The organism is Mixta mediterraneensis (genome assembly GCF_030283135.1).
GTDB classification, from domain to species: domain Bacteria; phylum Pseudomonadota; class Gammaproteobacteria; order Enterobacterales; family Enterobacteriaceae; genus Pantoea; species Pantoea mediterraneensis.
In genome coordinates this window covers 1-22,426 of sequence record NZ_JASUAZ010000012.1, presented here as the reverse complement: position 1 = coordinate 22,426, position 22,426 = coordinate 1, and the positions used below count along the sequence as shown (strand labels likewise).

Annotated in this window: 22 protein-coding genes and 2 pseudogenes; 15 read left to right on the top strand and 9 right to left on the bottom strand. The window is 52.0% G+C overall.

All coding sequences use genetic code 11. The features are described 5' to 3' along the window. Position 1: 1 nt before the first annotated feature. Positions 2 to 1,489 carry an FGGY family carbohydrate kinase gene (locus QRY16_RS09800; protein ID WP_289776442.1) on the top strand — a complete coding sequence of 496 codons (1,488 nt, stop codon included), beginning with the start codon at positions 2 to 4 and terminating at the stop codon, positions 1,487 to 1,489. Positions 1,490 to 1,508: 19 nt separating this feature from the next. Continuing rightward, positions 1,509 to 2,927: an L-fucose/L-arabinose isomerase family protein gene (locus QRY16_RS09795; protein WP_289776441.1), complete on the top strand. Its 1,419-nt coding sequence runs from the start codon at positions 1,509 to 1,511 to the stop codon at positions 2,925 to 2,927. A gap of 111 nt (positions 2,928 to 3,038) precedes the next feature. Here QRY16_RS09795 and QRY16_RS09790 read toward each other — a convergent pair whose 3' ends face one another. Next, positions 3,039 to 4,142 carry a mechanosensitive ion channel family protein gene (locus tag QRY16_RS09790; RefSeq protein WP_289776440.1) on the bottom strand — a complete coding sequence of 368 codons (1,104 nt, stop codon included), beginning with the start codon at positions 4,140 to 4,142 and terminating at the stop codon, positions 3,039 to 3,041. A gap of 97 nt (positions 4,143 to 4,239) precedes the next feature. Beyond that, entirely contained in the window at positions 4,240 to 4,974 is a 735-nt protein-coding gene (locus QRY16_RS09785) for a flagellar brake protein (RefSeq protein ID WP_289776439.1), read from the bottom strand. A 214-nt stretch (positions 4,975 to 5,188) separates the two neighbouring features. On the opposite strand from QRY16_RS09785, the gene QRY16_RS09780 reads away from it, so the two are divergent. Then, a complete protein-coding gene (locus tag QRY16_RS09780; RefSeq protein WP_289776438.1) occupies positions 5,189 to 5,437 on the top strand; it encodes a GlsB/YeaQ/YmgE family stress response membrane protein in 249 nt (82 codons plus the stop codon). A 65-nt stretch (positions 5,438 to 5,502) separates the two neighbouring features. Here QRY16_RS09780 and QRY16_RS09775 read toward each other — a convergent pair. Together QRY16_RS09775 and treA are read right to left on the bottom strand one after the other, a co-directional pair. Continuing rightward, positions 5,503 to 5,727: pseudogene (locus QRY16_RS09775) on the bottom strand (TonB-dependent siderophore receptor); the annotation flags it as partial. Between the two features lie 187 nt (positions 5,728 to 5,914). Further along, positions 5,915 to 7,594: an alpha,alpha-trehalase TreA gene (gene treA, locus QRY16_RS09770; protein ID WP_289776437.1), complete on the bottom strand. Its 1,680-nt coding sequence runs from the start codon at positions 7,592 to 7,594 to the stop codon at positions 5,915 to 5,917. 220 nt (positions 7,595 to 7,814) lie between these two features. On the opposite strand from treA, the gene ghrA reads away from it, so the two are divergent. From ghrA to QRY16_RS09755, 3 genes are read left to right on the top strand one after another with little or no spacing between them, the layout of a single operon-like run. Further along, on the top strand, positions 7,815 to 8,756 hold the full coding sequence (ghrA, locus tag QRY16_RS09765) for a glyoxylate/hydroxypyruvate reductase GhrA (protein WP_289776436.1): 942 nt from the start codon (positions 7,815 to 7,817) through the stop codon (positions 8,754 to 8,756). Positions 8,757 to 8,795: 39 nt separating this feature from the next. Beyond that, complete coding sequence (locus QRY16_RS09760; RefSeq protein ID WP_289776435.1) at positions 8,796 to 9,533, top strand: phosphatase; 738 nt, start codon at positions 8,796 to 8,798, stop codon at positions 9,531 to 9,533. A gap of 27 nt (positions 9,534 to 9,560) precedes the next feature. Continuing rightward, positions 9,561 to 10,139 (top strand): TorD/DmsD family molecular chaperone, encoded by a 579-nt coding sequence (locus QRY16_RS09755; RefSeq protein ID WP_193405348.1) that lies wholly within the window; start codon positions 9,561 to 9,563, stop codon positions 10,137 to 10,139. A 1-nt stretch (position 10,140) separates the two neighbouring features. On the opposite strand, the gene QRY16_RS09750 is transcribed toward QRY16_RS09755, so the two are convergent. Beyond that, on the bottom strand, positions 10,141 to 11,505 hold the full coding sequence (locus QRY16_RS09750; protein WP_289776434.1) for a CoA transferase: 1,365 nt from the start codon (positions 11,503 to 11,505) through the stop codon (positions 10,141 to 10,143). Positions 11,506 to 11,551: 46 nt separating this feature from the next. Continuing rightward, entirely contained in the window at positions 11,552 to 12,436 is an 885-nt protein-coding gene (locus QRY16_RS09745) for a DMT family transporter (RefSeq protein ID WP_289776433.1), read from the bottom strand. A gap of 180 nt (positions 12,437 to 12,616) precedes the next feature. Here QRY16_RS09745 and QRY16_RS09740 point away from each other — a divergent pair, with 180 nt between their 5' ends. Continuing rightward, the gene (locus tag QRY16_RS09740; protein ID WP_289776432.1) at positions 12,617 to 13,339 is read left to right on the top strand and encodes a glutamine amidotransferase; all 723 of its coding nucleotides are present in this window, start codon (positions 12,617 to 12,619) and stop codon (positions 13,337 to 13,339) included. Here the strand turns inward: QRY16_RS09740 and QRY16_RS09735 are convergent. Beyond that, entirely contained in the window at positions 13,327 to 13,890 is a 564-nt protein-coding gene (locus QRY16_RS09735) for a class I SAM-dependent methyltransferase (protein ID WP_289776431.1), read from the bottom strand. The two genes, QRY16_RS09740 and QRY16_RS09735, sit on opposite strands and share 13 nt — an antisense overlap. 231 nt (positions 13,891 to 14,121) lie before the next feature. On the opposite strand from QRY16_RS09735, the gene exaC reads away from it, so the two are divergent. The 5 genes and pseudogenes from exaC to QRY16_RS09710 all read left to right on the top strand — a co-directional run bounded on the left by exaC (position 14,122) and on the right by QRY16_RS09710 (position 19,907). Further along, complete coding sequence (gene exaC / locus QRY16_RS09730; RefSeq protein WP_193405343.1) at positions 14,122 to 15,642, top strand: acetaldehyde dehydrogenase ExaC; 1,521 nt, start codon at positions 14,122 to 14,124, stop codon at positions 15,640 to 15,642. 239 nt (positions 15,643 to 15,881) lie between these two features. Further along, entirely contained in the window at positions 15,882 to 17,228 is a 1,347-nt protein-coding gene (locus tag QRY16_RS09725) for an aryl-sulfate sulfotransferase (protein WP_289776430.1), read from the top strand. A 319-nt stretch (positions 17,229 to 17,547) separates the two neighbouring features. After that, positions 17,548 to 18,834, top strand: coding sequence for an HAAAP family serine/threonine permease (locus QRY16_RS09720; RefSeq protein WP_289776429.1), 1,287 nt, complete (start codon positions 17,548 to 17,550; stop codon positions 18,832 to 18,834). Positions 18,835 to 18,910: 76 nt separating this feature from the next. Continuing rightward, a pseudogene (locus tag QRY16_RS09715) lies at positions 18,911 to 18,994 on the top strand (serine dehydratase beta chain); the annotation flags it as partial. 694 nt (positions 18,995 to 19,688) lie between these two features. Next, on the top strand, positions 19,689 to 19,907 hold the full coding sequence (locus QRY16_RS09710; protein ID WP_193405339.1) for a hypothetical protein: 219 nt from the start codon (positions 19,689 to 19,691) through the stop codon (positions 19,905 to 19,907). Between the two features lie 82 nt (positions 19,908 to 19,989). On the opposite strand, the gene QRY16_RS09705 is transcribed toward QRY16_RS09710, so the two are convergent. After that, positions 19,990 to 20,190, bottom strand: a complete 201-nt coding sequence (locus tag QRY16_RS09705) for a hypothetical protein (protein WP_193405338.1) — start codon at positions 20,188 to 20,190, stop codon at positions 19,990 to 19,992. A 317-nt stretch (positions 20,191 to 20,507) separates the two neighbouring features. On the opposite strand from QRY16_RS09705, the gene QRY16_RS09700 reads away from it, so the two are divergent. Further along, positions 20,508 to 20,756 (top strand): hypothetical protein, encoded by a 249-nt coding sequence (locus QRY16_RS09700; protein ID WP_193405337.1) that lies wholly within the window; start codon positions 20,508 to 20,510, stop codon positions 20,754 to 20,756. A 63-nt stretch (positions 20,757 to 20,819) separates the two neighbouring features. On the opposite strand, the gene QRY16_RS09695 is transcribed toward QRY16_RS09700, so the two are convergent. After that, entirely contained in the window at positions 20,820 to 21,452 is a 633-nt protein-coding gene (locus QRY16_RS09695; protein ID WP_193405336.1) for a helix-turn-helix domain-containing protein, read from the bottom strand. Positions 21,453 to 21,584: 132 nt separating this feature from the next. On the opposite strand from QRY16_RS09695, the gene QRY16_RS09690 reads away from it, so the two are divergent. Both QRY16_RS09690 and QRY16_RS09685 read left to right on the top strand, forming a co-directional pair. Beyond that, entirely contained in the window at positions 21,585 to 21,971 is a 387-nt protein-coding gene (locus QRY16_RS09690; RefSeq protein ID WP_193405335.1) for a hypothetical protein, read from the top strand. Then, positions 21,955 to 22,293, top strand: a complete 339-nt coding sequence (locus tag QRY16_RS09685; protein WP_289776428.1) for a hypothetical protein — start codon at positions 21,955 to 21,957, stop codon at positions 22,291 to 22,293. Before QRY16_RS09690 ends, QRY16_RS09685 begins: the two co-directional genes overlap by 17 nt. The last annotated feature ends 133 nt before the right edge of the window (positions 22,294 to 22,426 follow it).

Below are 22,426 nucleotides of genomic sequence, written 5' to 3'. Positions count from 1 at the left end.
CATGGAAGATCCTGTGATTCTGGCGATCGATGAAGGCACCACGAATGCGAAGGCAATCGCGGTGAATCGCCAGGGAGAAGTGGTGGCGCGCGGTAGTCAGAATTTGACGCTGGACCATCCGCAGCCGGGTCTGGCAGAGCAAGATCCCCTGGCGATCTGGCTGGCAGTCAAACAGGCTATCACGCAATGTCTGGCTCAGTGCGCGGGAAGGGCGGTTGCGGCAGTCGCAATCAGTAATCAGCGTGAATCGGTATTGATTTGGCAACGTCGTGACGGCAAGCCACTGACACCGCTGGTGAGCTGGCAGGATCGCCGCTCCGAATCTTTTTGTCGCGATCTCCATCAGGCTGGCAAAGCGCCTCGCATTACCGGCTTAACCGGGCTGGCGGTTGATCCGATGTTTCCCGCCGCCAAGCTGACCGGCATGCTGGCCGCTATTCCTGACGGCGCCGCTCGTGCCGCAGCGGGAGAGTTATGTATTGGCACCGTTGATAGCTGGCTGACCTGGCAACTCACCGCAGGGGGAAGCTTTATTACCGATCATGCCAATGCAGCACGGACGCAGCTTTACAGCCTGCATCACAATGACTGGGACGATGAGCTGCTGGCGCTGTTTCAACTGCCGCGCGCAGCGCTTCCAGCGATCACCTCATCCGCCAGTGAACAAGGCGTGGTGGTGGTAAAAGATATTCCCGGCCTGGCGCCAGGTACGCCAATCCTGGCACGCATTGGAGACTCCCATGCAGCGCTACAGGCGCAGCGTCGTGGTGATGCGGAAGTAGTAAAAGCCACCTACGGCACCGGTTCATCCCTGATGATGTCAATGGCGACACCGCTGATGACCGAAAACGGTCTTAGCACCACCGTGGCATGGCATGACGGGCAGCTGCGCTTTGCCTTCGAAGGCAATATTACCCACACCGGTTCAGGTGCGGCCTGGCTGGGGAAAATGCTGGGAATTCACGATCCCCGCGAATTAACCACGCTGGCCGCAAGCGCCGCGAATAATCAGGGTATCTATTTCGTTCCGGCACTCTCCGGCCTTGGCGCACCATGGTGGGATTTAAAGGCGCGCGGCATGGTGTGCGGACTGACCGATGCCGCGACGCCCGCCGTCTTAGCCCGCGTGGCGCTGGAATCTATCGCTTTTCAGATCGCCGATGTGTTCTTCGTAATGGAGCAGGCCAGCGGCGTGCAGCTCCCGGCGCTGTGCGTTGATGGCAGCGCGACTGAAAACGCCTGGCTGATGCAGTTGCAGGCTGATGTATTGCAACGACCACTGCAGCGCGTGCCTACTGCCGAAGTCTCGGCGCTGGGGGCCGCGTTGCTGGCAGGGAAAGTGCTGGGCTGGTGGCAACAGGGTAGTGAAATGCAGGCGCTGCAAGGTGGCAGCGTGATAATGCCACGTGAACAACACATAGAAAACATGCAGGAAAACTATAAAGGCTGGCTTGATGCGGTGGCCCGTTGCCGTTATCAGCCACAATAACTTTTTTCGGAGCAGAGCAATGTCAACACTTCCTCAGCAGTTAACCTTCGGCGTTATCATCGGCAATCGGGGTTTTTTCCCCAGCTATCTGGTAGGCGAAGCGCGCCAGCAGGCGGTGATGCTGTTTGAAAAACTTAATATCAATACCGTGATGCTTAACGAAACGCAAACCCATCTCGGCGGCGTCGAGACGCGGCAGGAGGCAAAAGTCTGCGCTGAGCTTTTCCGCCAGCAGCGCGACACGATCCATGGCATTGTGGTGCTGTTGCCTAACTTCGGTGATGAAAAAGCCATTGCAGAGGCTATCCGCCTTTCGAGGCTCAACGTGCCAGTGTTGATACAGGCTGAAGAAGATAACCTTGATAAAATGGGGCTGGCGACGCGTCGTGACAGTTTTTGTGGCAAAATTTCGCTGTGCAATAATTTACGTCAATACGGCATTCCTTTTAGCTTAACCCGGCAACACGTCTGTGCCCTGAGCAGCGAGGTGTTTATGCAGGATTTACAGCGATTTACCCAGCTGTGCCGGGTGGTGAACGCGATGCGTCGGGTGCGTGTCGGTGCCATTGGTGCGCGTCCGGCAGGTTTTAATACGGTGCGCTACAGCGAAAAGCTATTAGAAAAAATGGGCATCGCGGTGGAAACCCTCGATCTGTCGGAAATATTTAGCCGTATCAAGCGGCTGTGCGATGATGATATTCGGGTAGCAGAGAAGCGTGAAATCCTTGAAGCGAACGCCGACGCACGTGGCATTCCGGGCGAGAAGCTGCAAACCATGGCGAAATTATTCGTGGTGATTAGCGAGTGGGTAAATGAAAACGATATTGATACTACCGCTATTCAGTGCTGGACCTCGTTACAGGAAAACCTTGGCATTAATGTCTGTTCGATAATGAGTGTGATGTCCGGCCAACTCATGCCCAGCGCCTGTGAAGTTGACGTAATGGGGGCGCTGTCAATGTACGCGCTGGCCAGCTGTTCGCTCCAGCCAGCCTCTTTAGCCGACTGGAATAACAACTTTGGCGACGATCGTGACAAATGCGTGCTGTTTCACTGTGGAAACTTTGCCAGCGCCAGCCTGGAATCACCCACAATGGGGACTGCCGACATCATCGGCACCACGGTGGGAAAAGAGAATACCTGTGGCGCGGTGCATGGACGAATGAAAAGCGGCGACCTGACGTATTTCCGTCTTTCAACGGATGATTTCAGTGGAGAAATCAAAGCTTATGTCGGGCAAGGAAAGTCAGTGGATGATCCGCTTGATACGGTGGGATGTCGTGCCGTGATTCAGGTGCCGCAGCTGGAATCCTTACTGGCGTGGATTTGCCGTAACGGTTTTGAACATCATGTGGCAATGAACCATTCGGCTACCGCTGCTGTATTGCAGGAGGCATTTAGTCTTTATTTAGGGGTGAGTTGTTATCAGCACCATTGAGTTGGCTCCGCCAGTTTTATGATGTTCTGGCGGGCGCGTCAGGTCCTTATTCCAGCTTCTCCTGCCAAGAGAAGAAGCTGGAAAACATTTTACTTCTCGCCCGATAACGAGCTACTCATTTGCTACCGCTTTCAGATCTACCTGCGGTAAGCTGCCACCGCTGAACTCTACCTGGCGAATCGGGAAGGCGAAACGAATATGGCGTTCTTCTAATCCCGCCATCAGCTGCAAATTAATCTCCTGCTGAATATCCATGTATTTGTTGTAGTCAGCATCGAGCACATAATAGACTACTTCAAATGTCAGTTTCGAATCATCAAAAGCCAGAAAGTGCGCACGATCAAAACGCGTCATTTCAATGCCCTGAATAATCGTTTTCACCAGCCCACTGATTTCACGCACCTGCTCCGATGGCGTGGCGTAGCTGATACCGAACTTAAACACGATGCGGCGTTGCTGCATGCGTTTGTAATTGTGAATGGTCTGCTGTAACAAAATGGTGTTAGAACACACCACCTGTTCACCGCTCAGGCTACGTAAACGCGTCGTTTTCAGGCCAATGTGCTCAATTGAACCGGCAATATCTCCGAATACGATAAAATCGCCGTGTTCAAACGGGCGATCTAACCCAATCGCTAACGATGCAAACACATCGCTTAATACCGTTTGTATCGCCAGTGCAATAGCGATGCCGCCGACGCCTAAGCTGGCGACCAGCGCGGTAATATTGATCCCCATATTCGACAGAATGGCGAGCACCATCATCACCCATACCAGTATGCGCAACAGGATGCCGAGGATGACGGTAGTCACGGGATTGCGTACATGCAGCGGATCGCGCAACAGGCTTTGCAGCCACAGGCGAATGCCACAATCAATCCACAATGCCAGCTGAACAATAAAAGCCAGGAACCAGCCGTGCGAAATGGTGTTGCTCCAGCCTGGCGGCAAATTGACGAGTTTAAGCGCAATCAACAGAGAGAAGATCAGCAGCAGGGTTTGACTAGTGCTGCGTAAAATCTCCACCGCGATGCTACTGGCGCGCGTATGGCGATGCTCGCTGTAATGGGCGATGCGATTGGATATGAAGCGGATCAGCGAGCGTAGTATCCAGTACATTACCAGGGTGGCAACGATCACGATAGCGCTGTTGATCCAGAAATTTTGGTCGAGAAATATTGTTTGAAAATGACGTGATGAAAGCCAGTTTTCCATTGGGGAGAATCTCCTTGCTGGGATCCGGTTTTAGAGAATCAGGAACAAGTAGCATAGCCTGGATACGGTGAAAATTGCGATGTATCCAGGCAGGAACTTATTGAAAACGATTAGATTTGTCGTGCGCCAGGCGTTCCAGCGCAAAAATGACCTGCTGTAACTGGCGTTCCTGAAGCGGTTCGATGGTGGTAAAACGGAAACTTAAACGTGGCGTGATGCGGGTTTCATTCTTGCTGGTGACTATCGTGTGTTCACCAATATACATCAGCTTTGCACCCGCTTCAAAATGACCGTATTCGCCCAGTTCGACGCGGAAGGTTTTAAAAGCATCGCCGCTTTTTAAGCCGTCAGGCAGGGCTCCATCAACCAGCACGCCTATCCCACCGAGCGACAGGTTTTGCAGACGCAAACGCGCTTTTTTGCCATCCGGCCATTCGGTATGACACCAGAACTGAGGCTCAAGTGGAGCGCTGACGCGAAAAAACTCACGACGCTGAATTTGCCAGATCACCGGCGGCAGCGCGGTGCTGAACGCTGGCAAACCTTCGTGCTGCGCCATTTCCAGTGAGGGAAGCTCAAATTCGACTTTAGCGCCCTGAATTTCAGCCGAAATACTTACCTCGCTATAGTGCAGCGCGTGATCATTATGCAGATTATTACTGCCTAAATCGAACATAATGCGGCTTTCATCGGCAGCCAGCATACGGCTGATAAATTGCCCACGCGAAAAGCACACCATTAACGGCGTTTGTAAGCGCAGCAGATCCTTCATGACGCTCAGGACGGCCAGGGTTCCACGTTTGAGATATTGTTCTTTATCGGCTTCTTTCACTTCCCGGCTCCAAATGATTGTTAATCATCACTTCTGTCCCCTTTTACCACCTGACCGTTATCGACGCGGGCTGAAAAATCTTTAGTCAGATCATTTATTTTTTTGACTGTGACCTGACATGCAGAATTTAAAAGTGTGTCTATACTTATCACGGTAAACCGCTTGATTACTCAGGCGATCACAAAGTAATCAGAAAAAACGCAAGGAGTAGTTAATGGGCATTCTTTCATGGATCATCTTTGGTTTAATCGCCGGTATTCTCGCTAAATGGATCATGCCGGGTAGAGATGGCGGAGGTTTCATCCTTACCATCGTGCTGGGTATTATCGGTGCTGTTGTCGGCGGCTGGATCAGTACCCTGTTTGGCTTCGGCCGGGTAGACGGTTTTAACTTCGGTAGCTTCGTTGTTGCGGTAATTGGTGCCATCGTGGTGCTGTTTATTTATCGTAAAGTTCGTAGCTGACGTTAAGCATTAATAGAAAGAGAAGGGGACGAATGGCTTCGTCCCCTTTTTTGTGGCTGTGACCCGTCCTGAATCTGCTGACGCGTAACCACAGAAACAGATTGTGGTGTTGTCCACAGCGGGCGATCGATTTTGGTTGCGTCCTGGCGGGTATTAACAAGATAGCCCTGCGTGGACGAATCAGCGGTTCCCTAGGGTTGTGCGGTGTCAGCTGCAAATGTCAGTGTCGGGGCAGCAAGCGCCAGCGCGCAGAACAATGCGCTGCGTTTCAGAAGTGAAGGCAGTTTCATTGATCATCCTTTCTGGTCAAATCCGGTAAGGCAATCGCCAGTAAGAACATGGCGTGATAATTATTCACATAGCTAGAGTGACAATGCTTCTCATTTGTTAAATTTGCGGCAATTCTGCCTGCCGCTGAAAGGAAGCCAGGAAAAACGTCTGATACTGCAGCGGTGACCCGGCAGTATCAGACAAGGCTCACTGCACTGATGCCGAAGCCTGCGGAATATCGTGGGCGCTGTTACAGGTTTTGTCTTTTGGACAGTATTTATCAAGCAGCATCAGCGTGACGCCGTTAGTCCAGCCAAAACCATCCTGTAGCGGATATTCACCGCCCCCTCCACCGCCAAGGTTTTTACCTTCAACTACATATTTCTCAACTAATTTATGCTGCTGATCATACGTGGTCTGCACGTTTTGCAAAAAGCGCAAACCAATCTGTTGAGCCAGCTGAGGTTTGTGATAATGCTCCAGCCCTTCTACCGCCACCCATTGCAGCGGCGCCCAACCGTTTGGCGCATCCCATTGCTGACCGTTATTCACCGTGGTGGTGAGCAGCCCTCCCGGTTTCAACAGCTGTTTTTCAACGGCGCTGGCTGTACTGTCGGCCTGTTTATCGCTGGCGACCTGCATATACAGTGGAAACAGCGTTGCCGCCGTTAACTGCGGATGAATTTGTTTTTTCTTCCAGTCGTAATCGGCATACCAGCCTTGCGCGCTATTCCATAAATAGCGATTGATGGTGGCCTGACGTTTCTCAGCGCGATCGGCAAACTGCTTCGCCAAACCGTTTTGCTTATTCAGTTGATAGCTGTTCGACAGCACTTTCTCCAGATGGAACATCAGGCTGTTGAGATCGACAGGTGCTAGCTGGGTGGTACGTATCGATGCCAGATTATGGGCATCGGTAAACCAACGCGAACTAAAGTCCCAGCCGGAGGCGGCGCCTGCGCGCAAATCCCGAAACAGCCCGGCTTTGTCACGTTGCGGTGCTTTTTTGGCGGTATTCACATCATCAAGCCAGGATTCGGTACGCGGCGCGTCGCGGGCGTCCCAGTAGCGATTGAGCAGAGAACCATCGGCGAGTTTAATGACGCGCTTGCTGGCTTCGCCAGGGGCTACCGTGTCGCTGTCCGCCATCCAGTAGTCGTACTCTTTTTGTAGCTGTGGCAGATAACGCGTGTAGGTTTTATTACCGTTATGCGTTGCCAGCAGGTCAACCATCAGGCTAAAGAAGGGCGGTTGCGAACGGCTTAAATAGTAGCTGCGGTTGCCGTTGGGAATGTGACCATAGCGATCCAGCAGCGAGGCAAAGTTGTCCACCATATCCTGTACCCGATCCCAGTGTCCGCTTTCTGCCAGTCCCAGCATGGTAAAATAACTGTCCCAGTAATAGACCTCGCGGAAACGACCGCTAGGCACCACATAAGGTTTAGGCAGCTGTAACAACGAGTCATATTGCCCGGCGCTTTTGGCGGTGCGCGTCAATACCGGCCATAAGCCATCAATGTGTTCACGCAGGCTTTGTCCGGCTGGCGGTACATACTTATCGCTTTCAGTGGGTAGGGTGAAGTTATTCGCAACGAAGTGTTTTAAATCAAAATTGCGTTGATTCTTTTGCATCTGCCAGTCGGCGAGAATTGAGGAAGGATCGTATTTTGGTAGTGCATCAGCAAAAGTCTTTTGATCGGAGTAAAACTTCTCCTGCTGCACAGCATTGAAGAGCGGCCCTAAGCGTACGTCAGGTGGCTGCGGCTGATTGCTCAGCATGTGTGAACTGTCGTCTGCATGCGCTGTAAAAGTGGCCAGGCCCACTATAAGCAGTAATGGCGCATAGCTCTGACGCCCTTCAGCGGCGTTTACCTCAGTTTTTATCATCGGTTGTTCTCCTTGTCCGAAAGCGGGTCACACGTAACGCATTGACCACACGAACAACTTTAGACGTTATCTGGCAGATTGGCCCTAAAGCGAGCCGGAAATGTGAAGACATATAAATAAAAATGTTGAATGCGCAGGCTGGCAATTCTGAATGCTGCGTGGATTTTTTCTTGCCCTTGCCACTTTTTTCCCTGACGCTGAAAAGAAAAAGGAGAGCAGTATGGAGATCATCTGGTATCACCCATCGCAAGATGCGACTCGCTGGATTCATGGTTTACAGCAGCGCCTTCCACACGTCCGCGTGCGCGGCTGGCAACCGGGCGACAACGCGCCAGCAGATTATGCACTGGTGCGTTCGCCGCCGGTGGAGATGCTACGTGGGCGGCAAGGTTTGCGAGGGGTTTTTGCGTTGGGTGCAGGCGTTGACGAGATCCTGGCTCAGCTCAAACATCATCCCGATATGCTGCCGGATACCGTGCCGCTGTTTCGACTGGAAGATACCGGTATGGCTCGTCAGATGCAGGAATATGCCACGCATAGCGTACTGGACTGGTTCCGCCGCTTTGATGATTATCGCCTGCAACAACCGCAGTCATGCTGGCAACAGTTGCCCTCTTATCAGCGTGAAACGTTTACTATCGGCATTCTTGGCGCGGGCGTATTAGGCCAGCGAGTGGCAGACAGCCTGAAGATTTGGGGTTTCCCGCTGCGCGTCTGGAGCCGGTCACCGAAGCAGCTTGAGGGCATAACCAGTTTTGCCGGACGTGAATCCCTCAATGATTTCCTGCGCGGTACGCAGGTATTAATCAATCTGCTGCCGAATACGCCGGAAACCCTCAATCTGATTAATCGGGATGTTCTGCAACGCCTACCGCAAGGGGCATTCTTTCTGAACCTGGCGCGTGGTGCCCAGGTGGTTGAGGCCGATTTACTGGCTGCGCTTAACAGCGGCCAGCTAAAAGCCGCTGCGCTGGACGTTTTTCAGCAAGAGCCCTTGCCGAAAAACCATCCGCTATGGTCACACCCGCGTGTCACAATTACGCCCCATAATGCCGCTATCACAGTGCCAGAGGAGGCGATGGATTATATTGCCCGCGCCATCACGCAGTACGAAGCGGGCAAGACCCCACAAGGTTGCGTTGATCGTCAACGCGGCTATTAATTATTAATGCCCAATACGGGCATTCAGCAGGAGTAGAAGATGTATCCGGTAGATCTGCATATGCACACCGTCGCCAGCACTCACGCATACAGCACGCTGCATGATTATGTCGCTCAGGCGAAACAGAACGGCCTGAAGTTGTTTGCGATTACCGATCACGGCCCGGATATGGCCGATGCGCCACATTACTGGCACTTCGTCAATATGCGTATCTGGCCACGCGTGATTGATGGAGTAGCGATTTTGCGCGGGATTGAAGCGAACATCAAAAACCAGCAGGGTGAGATTGATTGTTCCGGGCCGATGCTGGACGCGCTGGACCTGATCGTGGCGGGTTTTCACGAGCCGGTCTATGCGCCGCGCGATAAAAAGCATCACACCGATGCGATGATTGCCACGATGGCTGCCGGCCTGGTGCACATTATCAGCCATCCGGGCAATCCGAAGTTCCCCGTTGATATTCCAGCGATTGCCGAAGCCGCCGCGCATTACAATGTCGCACTGGAGATCAATAACTCCTCGTTCACCCATTCACGTCCGGGTAGTGAACCAAACTGCCGTGCCATTGCGGAAGCGGTACGGGATGCGGGGGGCCGCCTGGCGTTTGGTTCTGATTCTCACACCGCCTTTACGCTGGGCCATTTTGAACACTGTTTGCGTGTTACACGCGAAGTGGATTTTCCCGAAGATCGCGTGTTAAATGTCACGCCGCGTCGCCTGCTTGATTTTCTTGAGCAGCGCACCGGTAAACACATCGCTGAACTGGCTGATTTTTAACTTTTATTGCCTCAAGGATCCTGACTCATGAATGAGTTTTCCATTCTGTGCCGCGTTATCGGCTCATTGTTTAATCGTCAGCCGCAAGATCCGCTGCTGGTGCCGCTGTTTACTTTGCTGCGTGAAGGCAAGTTGCCGGCGCAATGGCCGCTGGAACAGGATGATCTGCTAAAGCGTTTGCAACAGAGCAGCGACCCGCAGGCACTGGCGGCAGATTACAACGCGCTATTTGTCGGTAGCGATTGCAAGGTGCCACCCTATGCCTCGCAATGGCCAGAAGGGAAAACGGAAGGCGAAGTGCGCACGTTTTTAACGTCGCGCGGTATGCCATTGAGTGACGCGCCTGCCGATCATTTTGGTGTGTTAATGCTGGCGGCTTCATGGCTGGAAGATCAGTCCGCAGAGGACGAAAGCGCGGCACAGCTGGCGCTATTTGAAAGCTATCTACTGCCGTGGTGCGGCGCGTTCCTTGGCAAAGTGGAAGCGCATGCTACCAGCGCGTTTTATCGCACCCTGGCGGCGTTGAGTCGTGAAGCGATCCAGGTGATGTACGAGGAGTTAGCTGAAAACGCCGAAGACGACGAAGACGACGAAGACGACGAATAAGTTACCAGCCGGGCGGATGGGTGCCCGGCAGGCAACCTGGCGTTGCGCATACCAGCGCGGTGCCAGGAAGATAAGCCGCAGAACGCAATCTTACGCCGAACCCCCACGGCGTGAGCTCAAACATGGCCAGGTTATCTTTTGTGTCCGGCGTAATGCCAGTTTGCTGGCTACCGGCCGGATAACCATGCTGTTGCAGCAGCAACGCGGTGCGCGCCAGCGACAGGCGCGCCTGACAGCCATTGCCCGCTTCTTTGCGCTGGCGTAATCCTTCTAAAACCGCTGCCGCCATTAAATATCCTGTGGCGTGATCCAGCGCCTGAACCGGCAACGGCGTTGGCTGATCGCTGTTTTTCCATCGCTTGCCATGTTCGGCAATGCCGCACCCCATTTGTACCAGGCTGTCAAAGCCGCGACGATTACGCCACGGTCCTTGCCAGCCCCACGCATTGAGGCCGACGTCCACTAAACCCGGCGCCAGTAACTGGCGTGTTTCGGCATCAAAACCGAGCTTTTCCAGCGCGTCGGCGCGATAGCCATGCACTAAAACATCGGCCTTACGCAGCAGTTGTCTGAACTGCTCGCGGCCAGCGGTCGTTTTCAGGCTCAGCACGGTGCGACGCTTACCGCAGGTGATTTCTTCGTCCAGCACAGGTTCTTGCCAGCCGGGAGGATCGATGCGCAACACATTTGCACCGAGGCTGGCAAGGAAACGCGTCGCGACCGGCCCGGCAATAACACGGGTTAAATCTAAAACGTTAACGCCCAGTAGTGGACGAGCGGCAGGCAGCATCCAGGCTGGAACTGGCCCTGAAGCGGTGACTTGCCAGTCAATCAACGGCTCCTGATTTACCGCCTGGCCTTGCGGATGTTGCTGCCAGGCGTCGGTGCTGCGCATCTCTGCCGCACAACCGCCTGCATCAATTATCGCCTGTTCCAGTTCTGTGGCGCGCCATTGTGCCACCTGCTTTGCCAGCGCTTCGCGGCGGGTATGCTGGCCCAGCACGTTTTCCATCGCCTGGCGATGAGACGCGGCGTTAGTATGCAGCCGGATCCAGCCATCAGCGCTGGCGTAATCACCGGCAAACGCATCCCACAGTATCGGAGCGGGGCGATTGAGCGTCATAAAGCTGTGCTGAAACCAGCGTGAAGCCAGCCGGACATTGATTTCGACGGGATGCGGTGAATGGATCAGACGGGCGGCGGCCTGAGTGGCAAGACCGATGCTGGTGGCCGCCAGTTCGCTGACGGCAAAAGCAGAAGAGAAAGTGGCGGTATCAATAAAAGTGGGCAACGGCTGCGGCGCGCTTTTGCTGCCTAATCCTTGCCACATCTGCTGCCAAAAAGACGCGGCGAGCTGACGGTCCATGTTTATGCTCCTGAGAAAGAGGTTTTCTCAAGCATAGCATGCCACGTCAGCGTCGACGCAGGCGCGGGAAACGGGCATGCATACGTAGATTACGCAGGTTAATTACCGCGATTGCAGTGCCTAAAATGACCAGCGCGGCGCCGATGATTTTGAAGCTGTTCAGGCTGTCGCCCAGCACCACAATCCCCATTAATACTGACAAAACCGGTGTCAGCAACGAATAGGGCATGATCAAATTGACGTTGTACTTTTTCAGCAACATGTACCACAGCGTATAGGCAATTATCGAGGAGGCAACAGCGCTGTACAGGATGGCAAACCAGCCGCGCCAGCCCGCATGACTTAAGGCCGTCAGCTGATGAGACTCCATCACCAGCGTAGCGGCGCCCACAATGGGCACCGCGAGAAAGGCGATCCAGCCGGTCATGGTTAAGGGTTTAATCGGCGGTGATTTTTTGACGATAAGGTTGCTGATTGCCCAGCCCGTGGCGCTACAGAGTAACAGGCAAAGGACCCACCACGTCGGAATGGTCGGGCTTCCCGACAGCACAATCACGCCGCTCAGCGAAACTATGATGCCAAACAGCTGCAGCAGTTTTAGCTTCTCTTTCAGCACAACCATCGCCAGCAGCATAGCGATGGGAGTACCAAGCTGCACCACAATAGCTCCTGTACCGGCATCGGTATAACGCATACCGACAAACAGCAGGGAAAAATGCATAAAACCGAAGGTAAACGCCAGCAGCAACAGCCACGGCAACTGCTGACGGGTGATGCGGCAAAACGGCACCAGAATAATCGCCACCACCACAAAACGCATCCATGTCAGAAACAGCGGCGATAGCTCCAGTAAGCCCCATTTCACCGCCACATTATTGAAGGCCCAGATACATACGACTATCAGGATCAGAAAAAAATGCCGCACCGCCACAATGTCACCCTTTCATTCGTTCCCGTTAAACCGTAATGATGGCACGAATGGAGGACCTTCTGGCACCCGATGAAAGAAATTTTCTATTTTCAGGCAGACTGGAAAAGCACAGGACTTTTACGGCAGTTGCTGGCAGACTGGCTTTTCAAAACGCTGGTTACGCTGAGGATTCGATCCATTATGATTAAATCGCCCGCTTTGCCCCTTGCCTTGATTCAACTCGACGTTCCTCCTCATCATGTTGTTGCGAAAATCGGCGAACAGCCGGTTTGGTTTATTGACGCGTTAGGTTTGCAGCCCGATGAGTACCTGATTGTGCGTCCGCATCTTGGCGAAGCGCTGCCAGCGTTCAGCCAAATTTCCGGCGCCATCCTTAGCGGTTCTTGGGCGATGGTGACCGATCATGCAGACTGGAGCGAGCGTAGCGCCGCCTGGGTACGCGCTGCTATTGACGCGAAGCTGCCGCTACTGGGCGTCTGTTACGGCCATCAGCTAATGGCTTACGCGTTGGGGGGGAAAGTAGAAGATAACCCGAATGGCTGGGAACGAGGCTTATTACCGCTGGTGTGCAATGCACAAACGCAACGTGATTCGTTACTGGCGGCGTTACCAGCCACCTTTAATGTCTGGCTGTCGCATCGCCAGACGGTCACAGCACCGCCACCGCAGGCGCAGGTTTTGGCTCAGTCAGAAAAAGATGGCTGTCAGATTTTGCGTTATTCACCTTATGCGCTCTCCGTGCAGTTTCACCCGGAATTTACCCAGCGGATCATGCGTGCCTGTTTGCCCGACGGTGCCGGAAACAGCGATGCCAGGCTGGAAGGCGAGGACTGGGCGCGTGAACTGCTGCGTACCTTCTACTTACAGACGCAACGGATAGACGATCAGGCTCAAGGCGCGTAGTGACGCGTGCAGCGATAAACCCATGCGGGCGGCACATTCTTTAGCACCCGCTGGCGCTCCCAGGTGAAATAACGTGACAGATCCGGCTGGGTTAGCGACGTGTACTGAAATTGCACGAATACGCCGACCGGGCTGAGCGCATTAAATACCGCACGTAAAATCGCATCACGTAGGACGGGCGGTAGCGACAGCAGCGGCAGACCAGAGAATATAGCGTCATATTTGCCATTCAGATACTCTGCGGAGCAGGTGCGTACCGTCATGCGCGCATCGTCCATCGCAGACAGCTTTTCCGCCAGCGAAAGGCTAATTTCAAACACATCCAGCGTTGCTTCCGGTGCCATGCGCGCTAATAGCTGACGGGTTAATACGCCATCTCCTGCACCCAATTCAGCGATACGCCGTTGGTTATCCCACCTTACCGAATCCGTCATGGCGCGACACAGCGCGCCAGAAGAGGGCGTAACGCTGCCCATGTTGCGCGGGTTACGAATGAACTGATGAACGAAATCTGCTTTTTCGCGCATTGAAGTTAAAGCCGAAGCCAGCATGCGGATCTCCTGTTTAATGACTCCCCATATTGACCGTTTCTCGCCGACAAGTTTCTACAGTCTGGGCGCCACGGGAAAAAGTCGGATTTATCTGTGGCGCAACATTGCACGACATTTCCTTCGTCGCGGTCACAGATTGCTTTCAGGCGATCTGGCAGGCTGAGGATGAGCAATTATGTTAAGAATGCATTTATTTGTTGTTGCATCCCGCATCCTAAAAGGAGAACCACCATGCGTTACGCCGCTCCCGGAGAACAAGGGTCGCTTATTCAACTGCGAAAAAACTATGGGAATTTCATCAACGGTGAATTCGTTGCGCCAGTAAGTGGCAATTATTTTACGAATACTTCGCCTGTGAATGGCTCCACTGTCGGTGAGTTTCCACGATCTGATCGCACGGATGTCGATAACGCCGTTGCCGCTGCTGCTGCGGCTGCTGAGGCGTGGGGAAAAACGTCGCCACAACAGCGCGCGCTGGTGCTGCTAAAAATCGCCGATCGGCTGGAAGAAAATCTTGAATATATTGCGGTGAATGAAACCTGGGATAACGGTAAACCGGTACGTGAAACCCTGGCTGCCGATATGCCGTTGGCGGTCGATCATTTCCGCTATTTTGCGGGTTGTGTGCGGGCGCAGGAAGGCAGCGCCGCTGAGATTGATGAATTCACCGCTGCCTACCATTTTCATGAACCGCTGGGCGTTGTCGCGCAGATCATCCCGTGGAACTTTCCACTGCTGATGGCCGCGTGGAAACTGGCACCCGCGCTGGGCGCAGGCAATTGCGTGGTATTGAAGCCTGCCGAGCAGACGCCGCTTTCTATCACACTTTTTATTGATCTGATCAAAGATTTGTTACCGCCAGGCGTGGTGAATATCGTGCACGGCTACGGTAAAGAGGCGGGCGAAGCGCTGGCTTCTCATCCTGGCATTGCAAAAGTGGCTTTTACCGGTTCAACCGCGACCGGCGGCCATATTCTGGAACTGGCAGCGAAAAGCCTGATTCCGTCCACCGTCGAGCTGGGAGGAAAGTCGCCTAATATCTTCTTTGAAGACATCATGCAGGCGGAAGAAAGTTTTATCGAGAAAGCGGCCGAAGGGGTAGTGCTTGGCTTCCTGAATCAGGGTGAAGTCTGTACGTGTCCGTCACGCGCGCTGGTGCAGGAATCGATTTTCGAGCCCTTTATGGCAGCGGTAATGAAGCGCATTAAGACTATCAAACGTGGCGATCCAATGGATACTGACACCATGATTGGCGCACAGGCATCGCAGCAGCAGTTCGATAAAATTCTGTCCTATCTGGAGATCGCACAAAAAGAGGGGGCAGAAGTGCTGGCGGGCGGTGGCGTAGAGCAACTCGAAGGATCGCTTTCCAGTGGTTATTACATCCAGCCAACGCTGTTGAAAGGCAACAACAGCATGCGGGTATTTCAGGAAGAAATTTTCGGGCCCGTAATCGGCATCACTACCTTTAAAGATGAAGCAGAAGCCGTCAGCATTGCCAATGATTCAATTTATGGCCTGGGCGCAGGCGTATGGACGCGCGATATTAATCGTGCCTATCGCGTCGGGCGGGCCATTAAGGCTGGTCGCGTCTGGACCAATTGTTATCACCTTTACCCCGCTCATGCAGCTTTCGGTGGTTACAAAAAATCAGGTATTGGTCGTGAAACCCATAAAATGATGCTTGATCATTATCAGCAAACCAAAAATTTGCTGGTGAGTTACAGTATTCAGCCGCTGGGCCTCTTCTGATAAATTCCGGCGTGCCACCTTAATAGGCGGCACGCCGCATTTTTACTTCTGTGCGTGGCAGGGGGCGGGGAAGAACACTGCCTCAGCAAAATGTGATAAGCAGTTAAGGCAAAGGAGCGCTGTTTAACATTGCACAGATGTGAGGCGTAGGTAGAACGTTTTACACGCAGATAAACATTGTAAACGTTGCGGTTTCGCTTCTATGCTGATAACTGATTATTTTGCACAGGATAGTGAAGATGAAGTTGACGCATCGTTTATTCGGCCTGCTGTTGCTGACGTTTTGTCATAGCGCGCTTGCCATTCCCACTGCCATTCCTGTTGGCACAACCTTTTACGATCCCGCTCGCGCCTGGAACGGTTTTATCCTGTTTCCCGGTAACGACAACCAAACTCATCTGATCGATATGACCGGTAAAGAAGTGCATCGCTGGAAATATGAGAGCTTCCCGCCCTGGCCGATCAAGCGCGAACAGCTTAACGGACAACGTGGGCGTATTTTGGTGCAGCTTGAGCGGCAAAATAAGCTGGATAAGGTTGCCAGCCCCGGTAACGGCATGGTGAATGCCAGCGTGGCGGAGGTGAACTGGCAGGGCGATGTGGTGTGGCAATATGGCAGCCAGGCTACCCCGGTACATCAGCATCATGAACTGCAGCGCCTGGACAATGGCAATACTTTATTGCTGGGGGCCGCATTGAAACGCCTACCCGGCTATGACTACGATGTCATTGATAACACTATTGAAGAAATAACCCCGCAGGGGAAAAAGATTTGGTCCTGGTCGGTGGCCGATCACCTTCATGAATTCGGCTTTTCAGATAAACAACTGCAGATGATCCGCGAGAGTCACGATCCTGACTTTCTCCATATGAACACGGCCGCACCGATCGGTCCTAATCACTGGTTCGATGCCGGTGATAAACGATTTGCGCCAGATAACATTCTGCTGAATTCGCGCAATGGTAACGTTGCGGTAATTGTTGACCGTCGCAGCGGTAAAGTGATTTGGCGCATTGGGCCTGATTATCCCGCTTCGCAGCTGGGTAAGCCGCTACCTCGTCCGCTTGATCAGATGATTGGTGAGCATGATGTGCATATGATCCCTGCTGGCCTGCCAGGCGCAGGTAACATATTGATTTTTGATAATCAGGGCAATGCCGGTTACCCGCCGACGCGTCAGGGGTTTTTCTCTGCTTCGCGGGTAATAGAAGTGAATCCGGTCAGTAAACAGATCGTCTGGGAATATACCGGCGAGAAATCACAACAGGCTATCTCAACGTTTTACAGCGCCTATATCAGCAATGCGCAGCGGCTGCCAAACGGCAATACCCTGATAGATGAAGGGCAGAGTGGCCGACTGTTTCAGGTGACGCCACAGGGCGATATTGTCTGGGAATATGTCAGCCCTTTCTACGGCAAAGCGATGCCGCGTGACCATTATGTTGCTAACACCGTTTACCGTGCTTATATGGTGCCTTACACCTGGGCGCCTGAAGGTACACCGCATCACGAAACGGCAGTCACTTCCGGGTGCACTCACTATCCGGCCCTGCCCGGATGTCCAGCTCTGGACGTAGCAAAATAGGCTTACCCTGACAATTAAGCGGTTGGTCAACACCTTCCGCTCATTATTGTTATCGCCGCTTATATTGATGTTTCCGCTTATCGCCCTGAAATCATGATCTTAAACAAGCCACAAGACGATTACCTGATTATCGTCTTGTCAGCGTGCTTATGTGAGAACTTGATCACTACCTTTCTGCTGCCATCAGTATATCCTCCACACCTCAAAAAAAGGCGATGAATATGGCATGAACAGGAATTTGTCTGTTTTTTTAAACTGTTTTTTAACAATTCACGCTATTTGTTACTGGGTAAGGCATAAGTTATTTCAGGAGAAAGGTATGGAAACGACGCAGACTGGCGTGATAGAGGGTGTGGATAAACAGGATAAATGGCGTAAAACAGACACACTTTGGATGCTGGGCCTGTATGGCACCGCCATTGGCGCAGGGGTGCTATTTTTACCCATTAATGCCGGGGCGGGTGGATTGATTCCATTGATAATCATGGCTATCCTGGCTTTTCCCATGACGTACTTTGCTCACCGCGGGCTCACGCGTTTCGTGCTGTCCGGTAAGAATCCCGGCGAAGACATTACTGAAGTGGTGGAAGAACATTTTGGAACGGGTGCAGGTAAATTAATCACGCTGCTCTATTTTTTTGCCATCTACCCGATTCTGTTGGTGTATAGCGTGGCGATCACCAATACCGTTGAAAGTTTCCTCACGCATCAACTGCATATAACTGCGCCACCGCGCATCATACTGTCGCTCATTCTGATTCTCGCTATGATGATTATTATCAAATTCGGCGAGCAGATGATCGTTAAGGCCATGAGTTTTTTAGTCTTTCCTTTTGTTGCAACGCTGATGGTGCTGGCGCTGTACCTCATTCCGCACTGGAATGCTTCGGCGCTGGAAACGCTGTCATGGAGCGCAGCCGGAACTGGCGAAGGGCTAGGAAAAACCTTATGGTTAGCGATTCCGGTCATGGTATTTTCCTTTAATCACTCTCCCATTATCTCTTCTTTCGCCGTGGCGAAACGTCATGAATATGGTGAGCAGGCTGAAAGGAAATGCTCACGCATTCTGGCTTGTGCGCATGTCATGATGATCGTAACGGTGATGCTATTTGTTTTCAGCTGCGTATTGAGTCTCTCTCCGGCCGATCTGGCACAGGCCAAGGCACAGAACATCTCGATTCTCTCTTATCTGGCTAATCACTTTAATGCCCCTGTTATTGCCTGGATGGCTCCGATTATCGCCATCATCGCAATTACTAAATCTTTTCTGGGCCACTATCTGGGCGCACGCGAAGGCTTTAACGGCATAGTAATCAAGTCGCTGCGCAGTCGTGGACGGCAAATGGAAGTGAAAAAGCTTAATCGATTAACTGCGCTGTTTATGCTGTTGACGACCTGGCTGGTGGCGACGCTGAACCCCAGCATTCTTGGCATGATTGAAACCCTTGGCGGGCCGGTGATCGCCATGATCCTGTTTCTGATGCCGATGTATGCTATTGCCAGAGTGCCTTCAATGCGCCAATACAGCGGTAAGCTGAGCAATCTTTTTGTGGTGTGGATAGGGCTGATTGCAATCTCAGCAATTTTTTACTCGCTGTTTAGCTGATGGAGTTTCTGAGCTGTCACGTTTCGGCTGGCACTCCTCTTTAAGCCAGGGATGCCTGAAAATCACTATTTTCGATATGTTTAAACCAGATAACGGGCCATCCAGCTCGCATACCGGCCCAATGAAAGCGGGTAAACGCTTTACTGATGCGTTGTTGAAGCTGCCTGATGCACGTGCACTTGCAGAAATATAACGGTAAACCCCGACCGCCCGCGCGGTATTTTAATCGTGCGGGCCTTTCCGATGCCACGACAGGCTGGCAACGAGTCAAAAACGTAGTTTTTTCCCTATGATTACGTAGACTTATTCTATCTGACCGTATGATCCCGCCGCGGCTGAATGCGCCTGGCTGACCGGAAGCACTCGTCTCCTCAGCACGGCCTGAAGACTCGTGAAAACGACAGAACGGGAGTGAATGATGAATAAACAATTGCACACTGAGTACGAACTCGAAGTCGTCGCTCGTGAGGAGTCCGCTGACGGAGTGGCCGTTCTCGATCCCTTTCCTGAAGGGGCGGGCAGAAGAGACCGCCACGTTTCATATTTGCCACAGCATGGAGTGTAGTGATCTGAGATCACTCCAGAATTAATTGCAGTCAGTAAAGTATGGCACTGGTTGCATCATGGAGGGGCGTCCATCACATCACTACAAAGATGTATCGCACAAGCCTGATAACGCCAGAAGGTGAAGCAACAGAGAAAAGGTGACAGCGGATATTTTGCGGGATCCAGACTATCTCTCTGCTCGCTCTTAAATTTCGACCATTGAATAATAAATATGCAGCTGTAGTTTTCCCTTAATCTGGCTCGCTCAGTGCGCTGCTATACTCAATTTTTCACGAGAGGAGAATGAGATGGTCGATCTGAGAGAGATGAACGAAAAAATTCATCAGTCGTTGCAGGGAAATGAACCGGAAGATTACGATGCGGAAACGGCCCGGCGAGTGCTGGAGGTCGTAAAACCTTACTGGCAAGACGGCGATGAAACAGTGCGCAATGATATTTTGCAAAAACTGTCACGACTGGAGGAATCGGGTGTGCCTTTCCCGGATAATTACCAGCAGTCGCTGTGACTAAAAAGCCCCTGGATGAACGGCATGCTAAAAGTTGGTTACCAACAGATTAAGATGCATTTCATCGCAGGGGTGTTTTGGGTTAACTGGCTTTATACGGATCTTTTTTATCATCCTCGCTGTCATCATTCTTACGCGGGATTTCACCGTGATCTTTTGGCGCATCTGTTGCCGGATGATCGTCTTCTTCATACATATCGCCAGCCTGTGGCACCGCTTCCGGCGCACTTTTCCTGACGTCCCCTTCGTGTTTACGTTCTTCATTTGTATGATGTTTATGCATTACAGGCTCCTTTATCCAGTGCGTAAAGCTTAGACGAGCATTCACCGCTAAGCATAACGCTGCTGCCAGCCAACGGTAAAAACGCAGAAAAAAGTCTGCTCAGGGCGGGCCAAAAAATGATTTATTTCTCACTCGTTTTGCAGTGCGCAATGGTTGTGTGTGTAACCATCACATCCTATACCCGTCTTTGCTGGTCAGGAATGAACAAATCTGTCGTTAATCTGTTGTAGATAAATCAGGCAACTTCGATTAACAAATTCGATTGAACAGATTAATAAAAAGAATATAGTTAGTCGCGTTACTGGGAGGTCGACAATATGTTACGTGATTACTTAAAACTTGATGCTGAAGATAAGTTGGTTGAGAAGGGCGTGTTACGCTCCCACAATCGTGGGCAGGAAGATGTTACAGAATGGACCATCATAAATAAGCAGGGCGAAGAAAAAGGCGTGGTGGCGTTATTTGATAAACTGAGTAATCGCCGCTCGTATCGGGTCAGCTATCGCATCACACAAACCGATTTGCAGGGTAAAGTTGTGGTCGATCAGTTAACTGACGTCCTTTAAAATTTGTTGTTCTTTTGCCGTAGTCGTTGACGTACTTAACCCGCTCTACAGCGGGTTTTTTGCTTAGCGATGGCGATAGCGGCGCATTTCAATCACTGTTCCGAGCAGCTGTAATTGGTCCAGCTGTGAGGATAAGAGCGGGTAATCATGATTCACCGGAGCCAGCTCAAACTGCGGTGAGCCACCGCTTTTTCCACGCGAGCGATAAGTACGCAACAGAGCGGTATCCTGCTGTAAGACCAGCACCGTGTCGCCGGGACAAGGCTCAGTCTGTGGATCAATAATCACCACATCGCCAGGCAGATAAGCAGGTGTCATCGCGTTCTCTTCCATGCGAATTGCGTATACGTCATTCGCCATCCGGGTCTCGCTGAAAATAACGTTCTCCGGATGGATGGACTTGTCCGTTAACCACTGGCGTATATGTGCCAGCGCAATAAGCGGAATAGCATGAAACTCTGCGGTTGCCGGCGAGCGATTAAATACCGGCCCCTCGCCATCAATTAAATAAGCCGGTGCACAACCCAGTGCCTCTGCCAGCCGCAATAAATTTTCTCCTCGCGGTAATGTCTCATCTTTTTCCCACTGCGAAATCGCCACGTGTGAAACGTTTACCTGCCCGGCAAGCTGTTTCTGTGTCAGTTCGCAGCTTTTGCGTCGCAATAAAATGCGCTTACCTGTCGTTTCGCTTTTCATCGTCTTGACTTTTTGCTTAAGGATGACTTAAGTATACTTAAGTAATAAATTTAAGCAATCTTAAATAAAGGGCGGTGTGTCGGTGCGACCCGGACGCATGGCTCAGACACCTTACCCGCAGAGAGGTGGAGCATGGAAAGTAGTTTGATTACCAGCGTAGGGGCGTTAGTTCTGAGTGGCGGCGCGGCGGCGCTTTTTTGGAAGCCGTTGCTGGCAGGGCTCGCATCCATAGTAACCAGTAATCGGGCGGGCGGTGAAATCATCACCAGCTACAAGGAACAAGTGGTGTTGTTGAAGGAAAGTAATCATATTTTGCGCGCAGAGAATGATGAACTGCGTGAACGGCACGACAAAAATCTTCAACGTATTTCTATGCTGGAAACTGATTTACGCATTATCAAAAACGCGCTCGGCATTTTGCTGGCAATGACTGAAGCCGACCATAACGATAAGTTTCGTAATGAAGTTGATCGGCTAATTACGAGTCTGGAGGATGGCAACGATGGTTCAGATAAATAGTGATTTTCGTCCTGGCGCTGACCGGCGCAAACTGCTGCTCGGTGGGTTGCTACTTGGGCTGTCGATGATATGCGTGATTATGACCATCATGTTCCTATACGTCAGCCACGCGGCAAATCAGCGGGTGAATCAGATCAGACAGGATTATCGCGAAGTAGCGGAACGCCGGGACGCTCAGGTTGAGCAGCTAAGTGTGCAGGTTAGCAATTTGCAGCACAAGCTGGATCTCCTGCCGGACCGTACTGCCAGCAAAACGGCGGACAAATTGAAGCAAGTGGTTAAAGAAGACGAGAGCGCTAACGTTGGATCTGGCGGGAAATAGTCGCTTCCGATTATTCTTAAGGAAAATTCGTTATTTTCAGCTACCTTTAAATCTCCAGGCGATATTTTCATTGGAAAAATAACCAAAAGGAAACATAGCATGAGTGATTCAACTGAAACCAAAAGCAAGACGG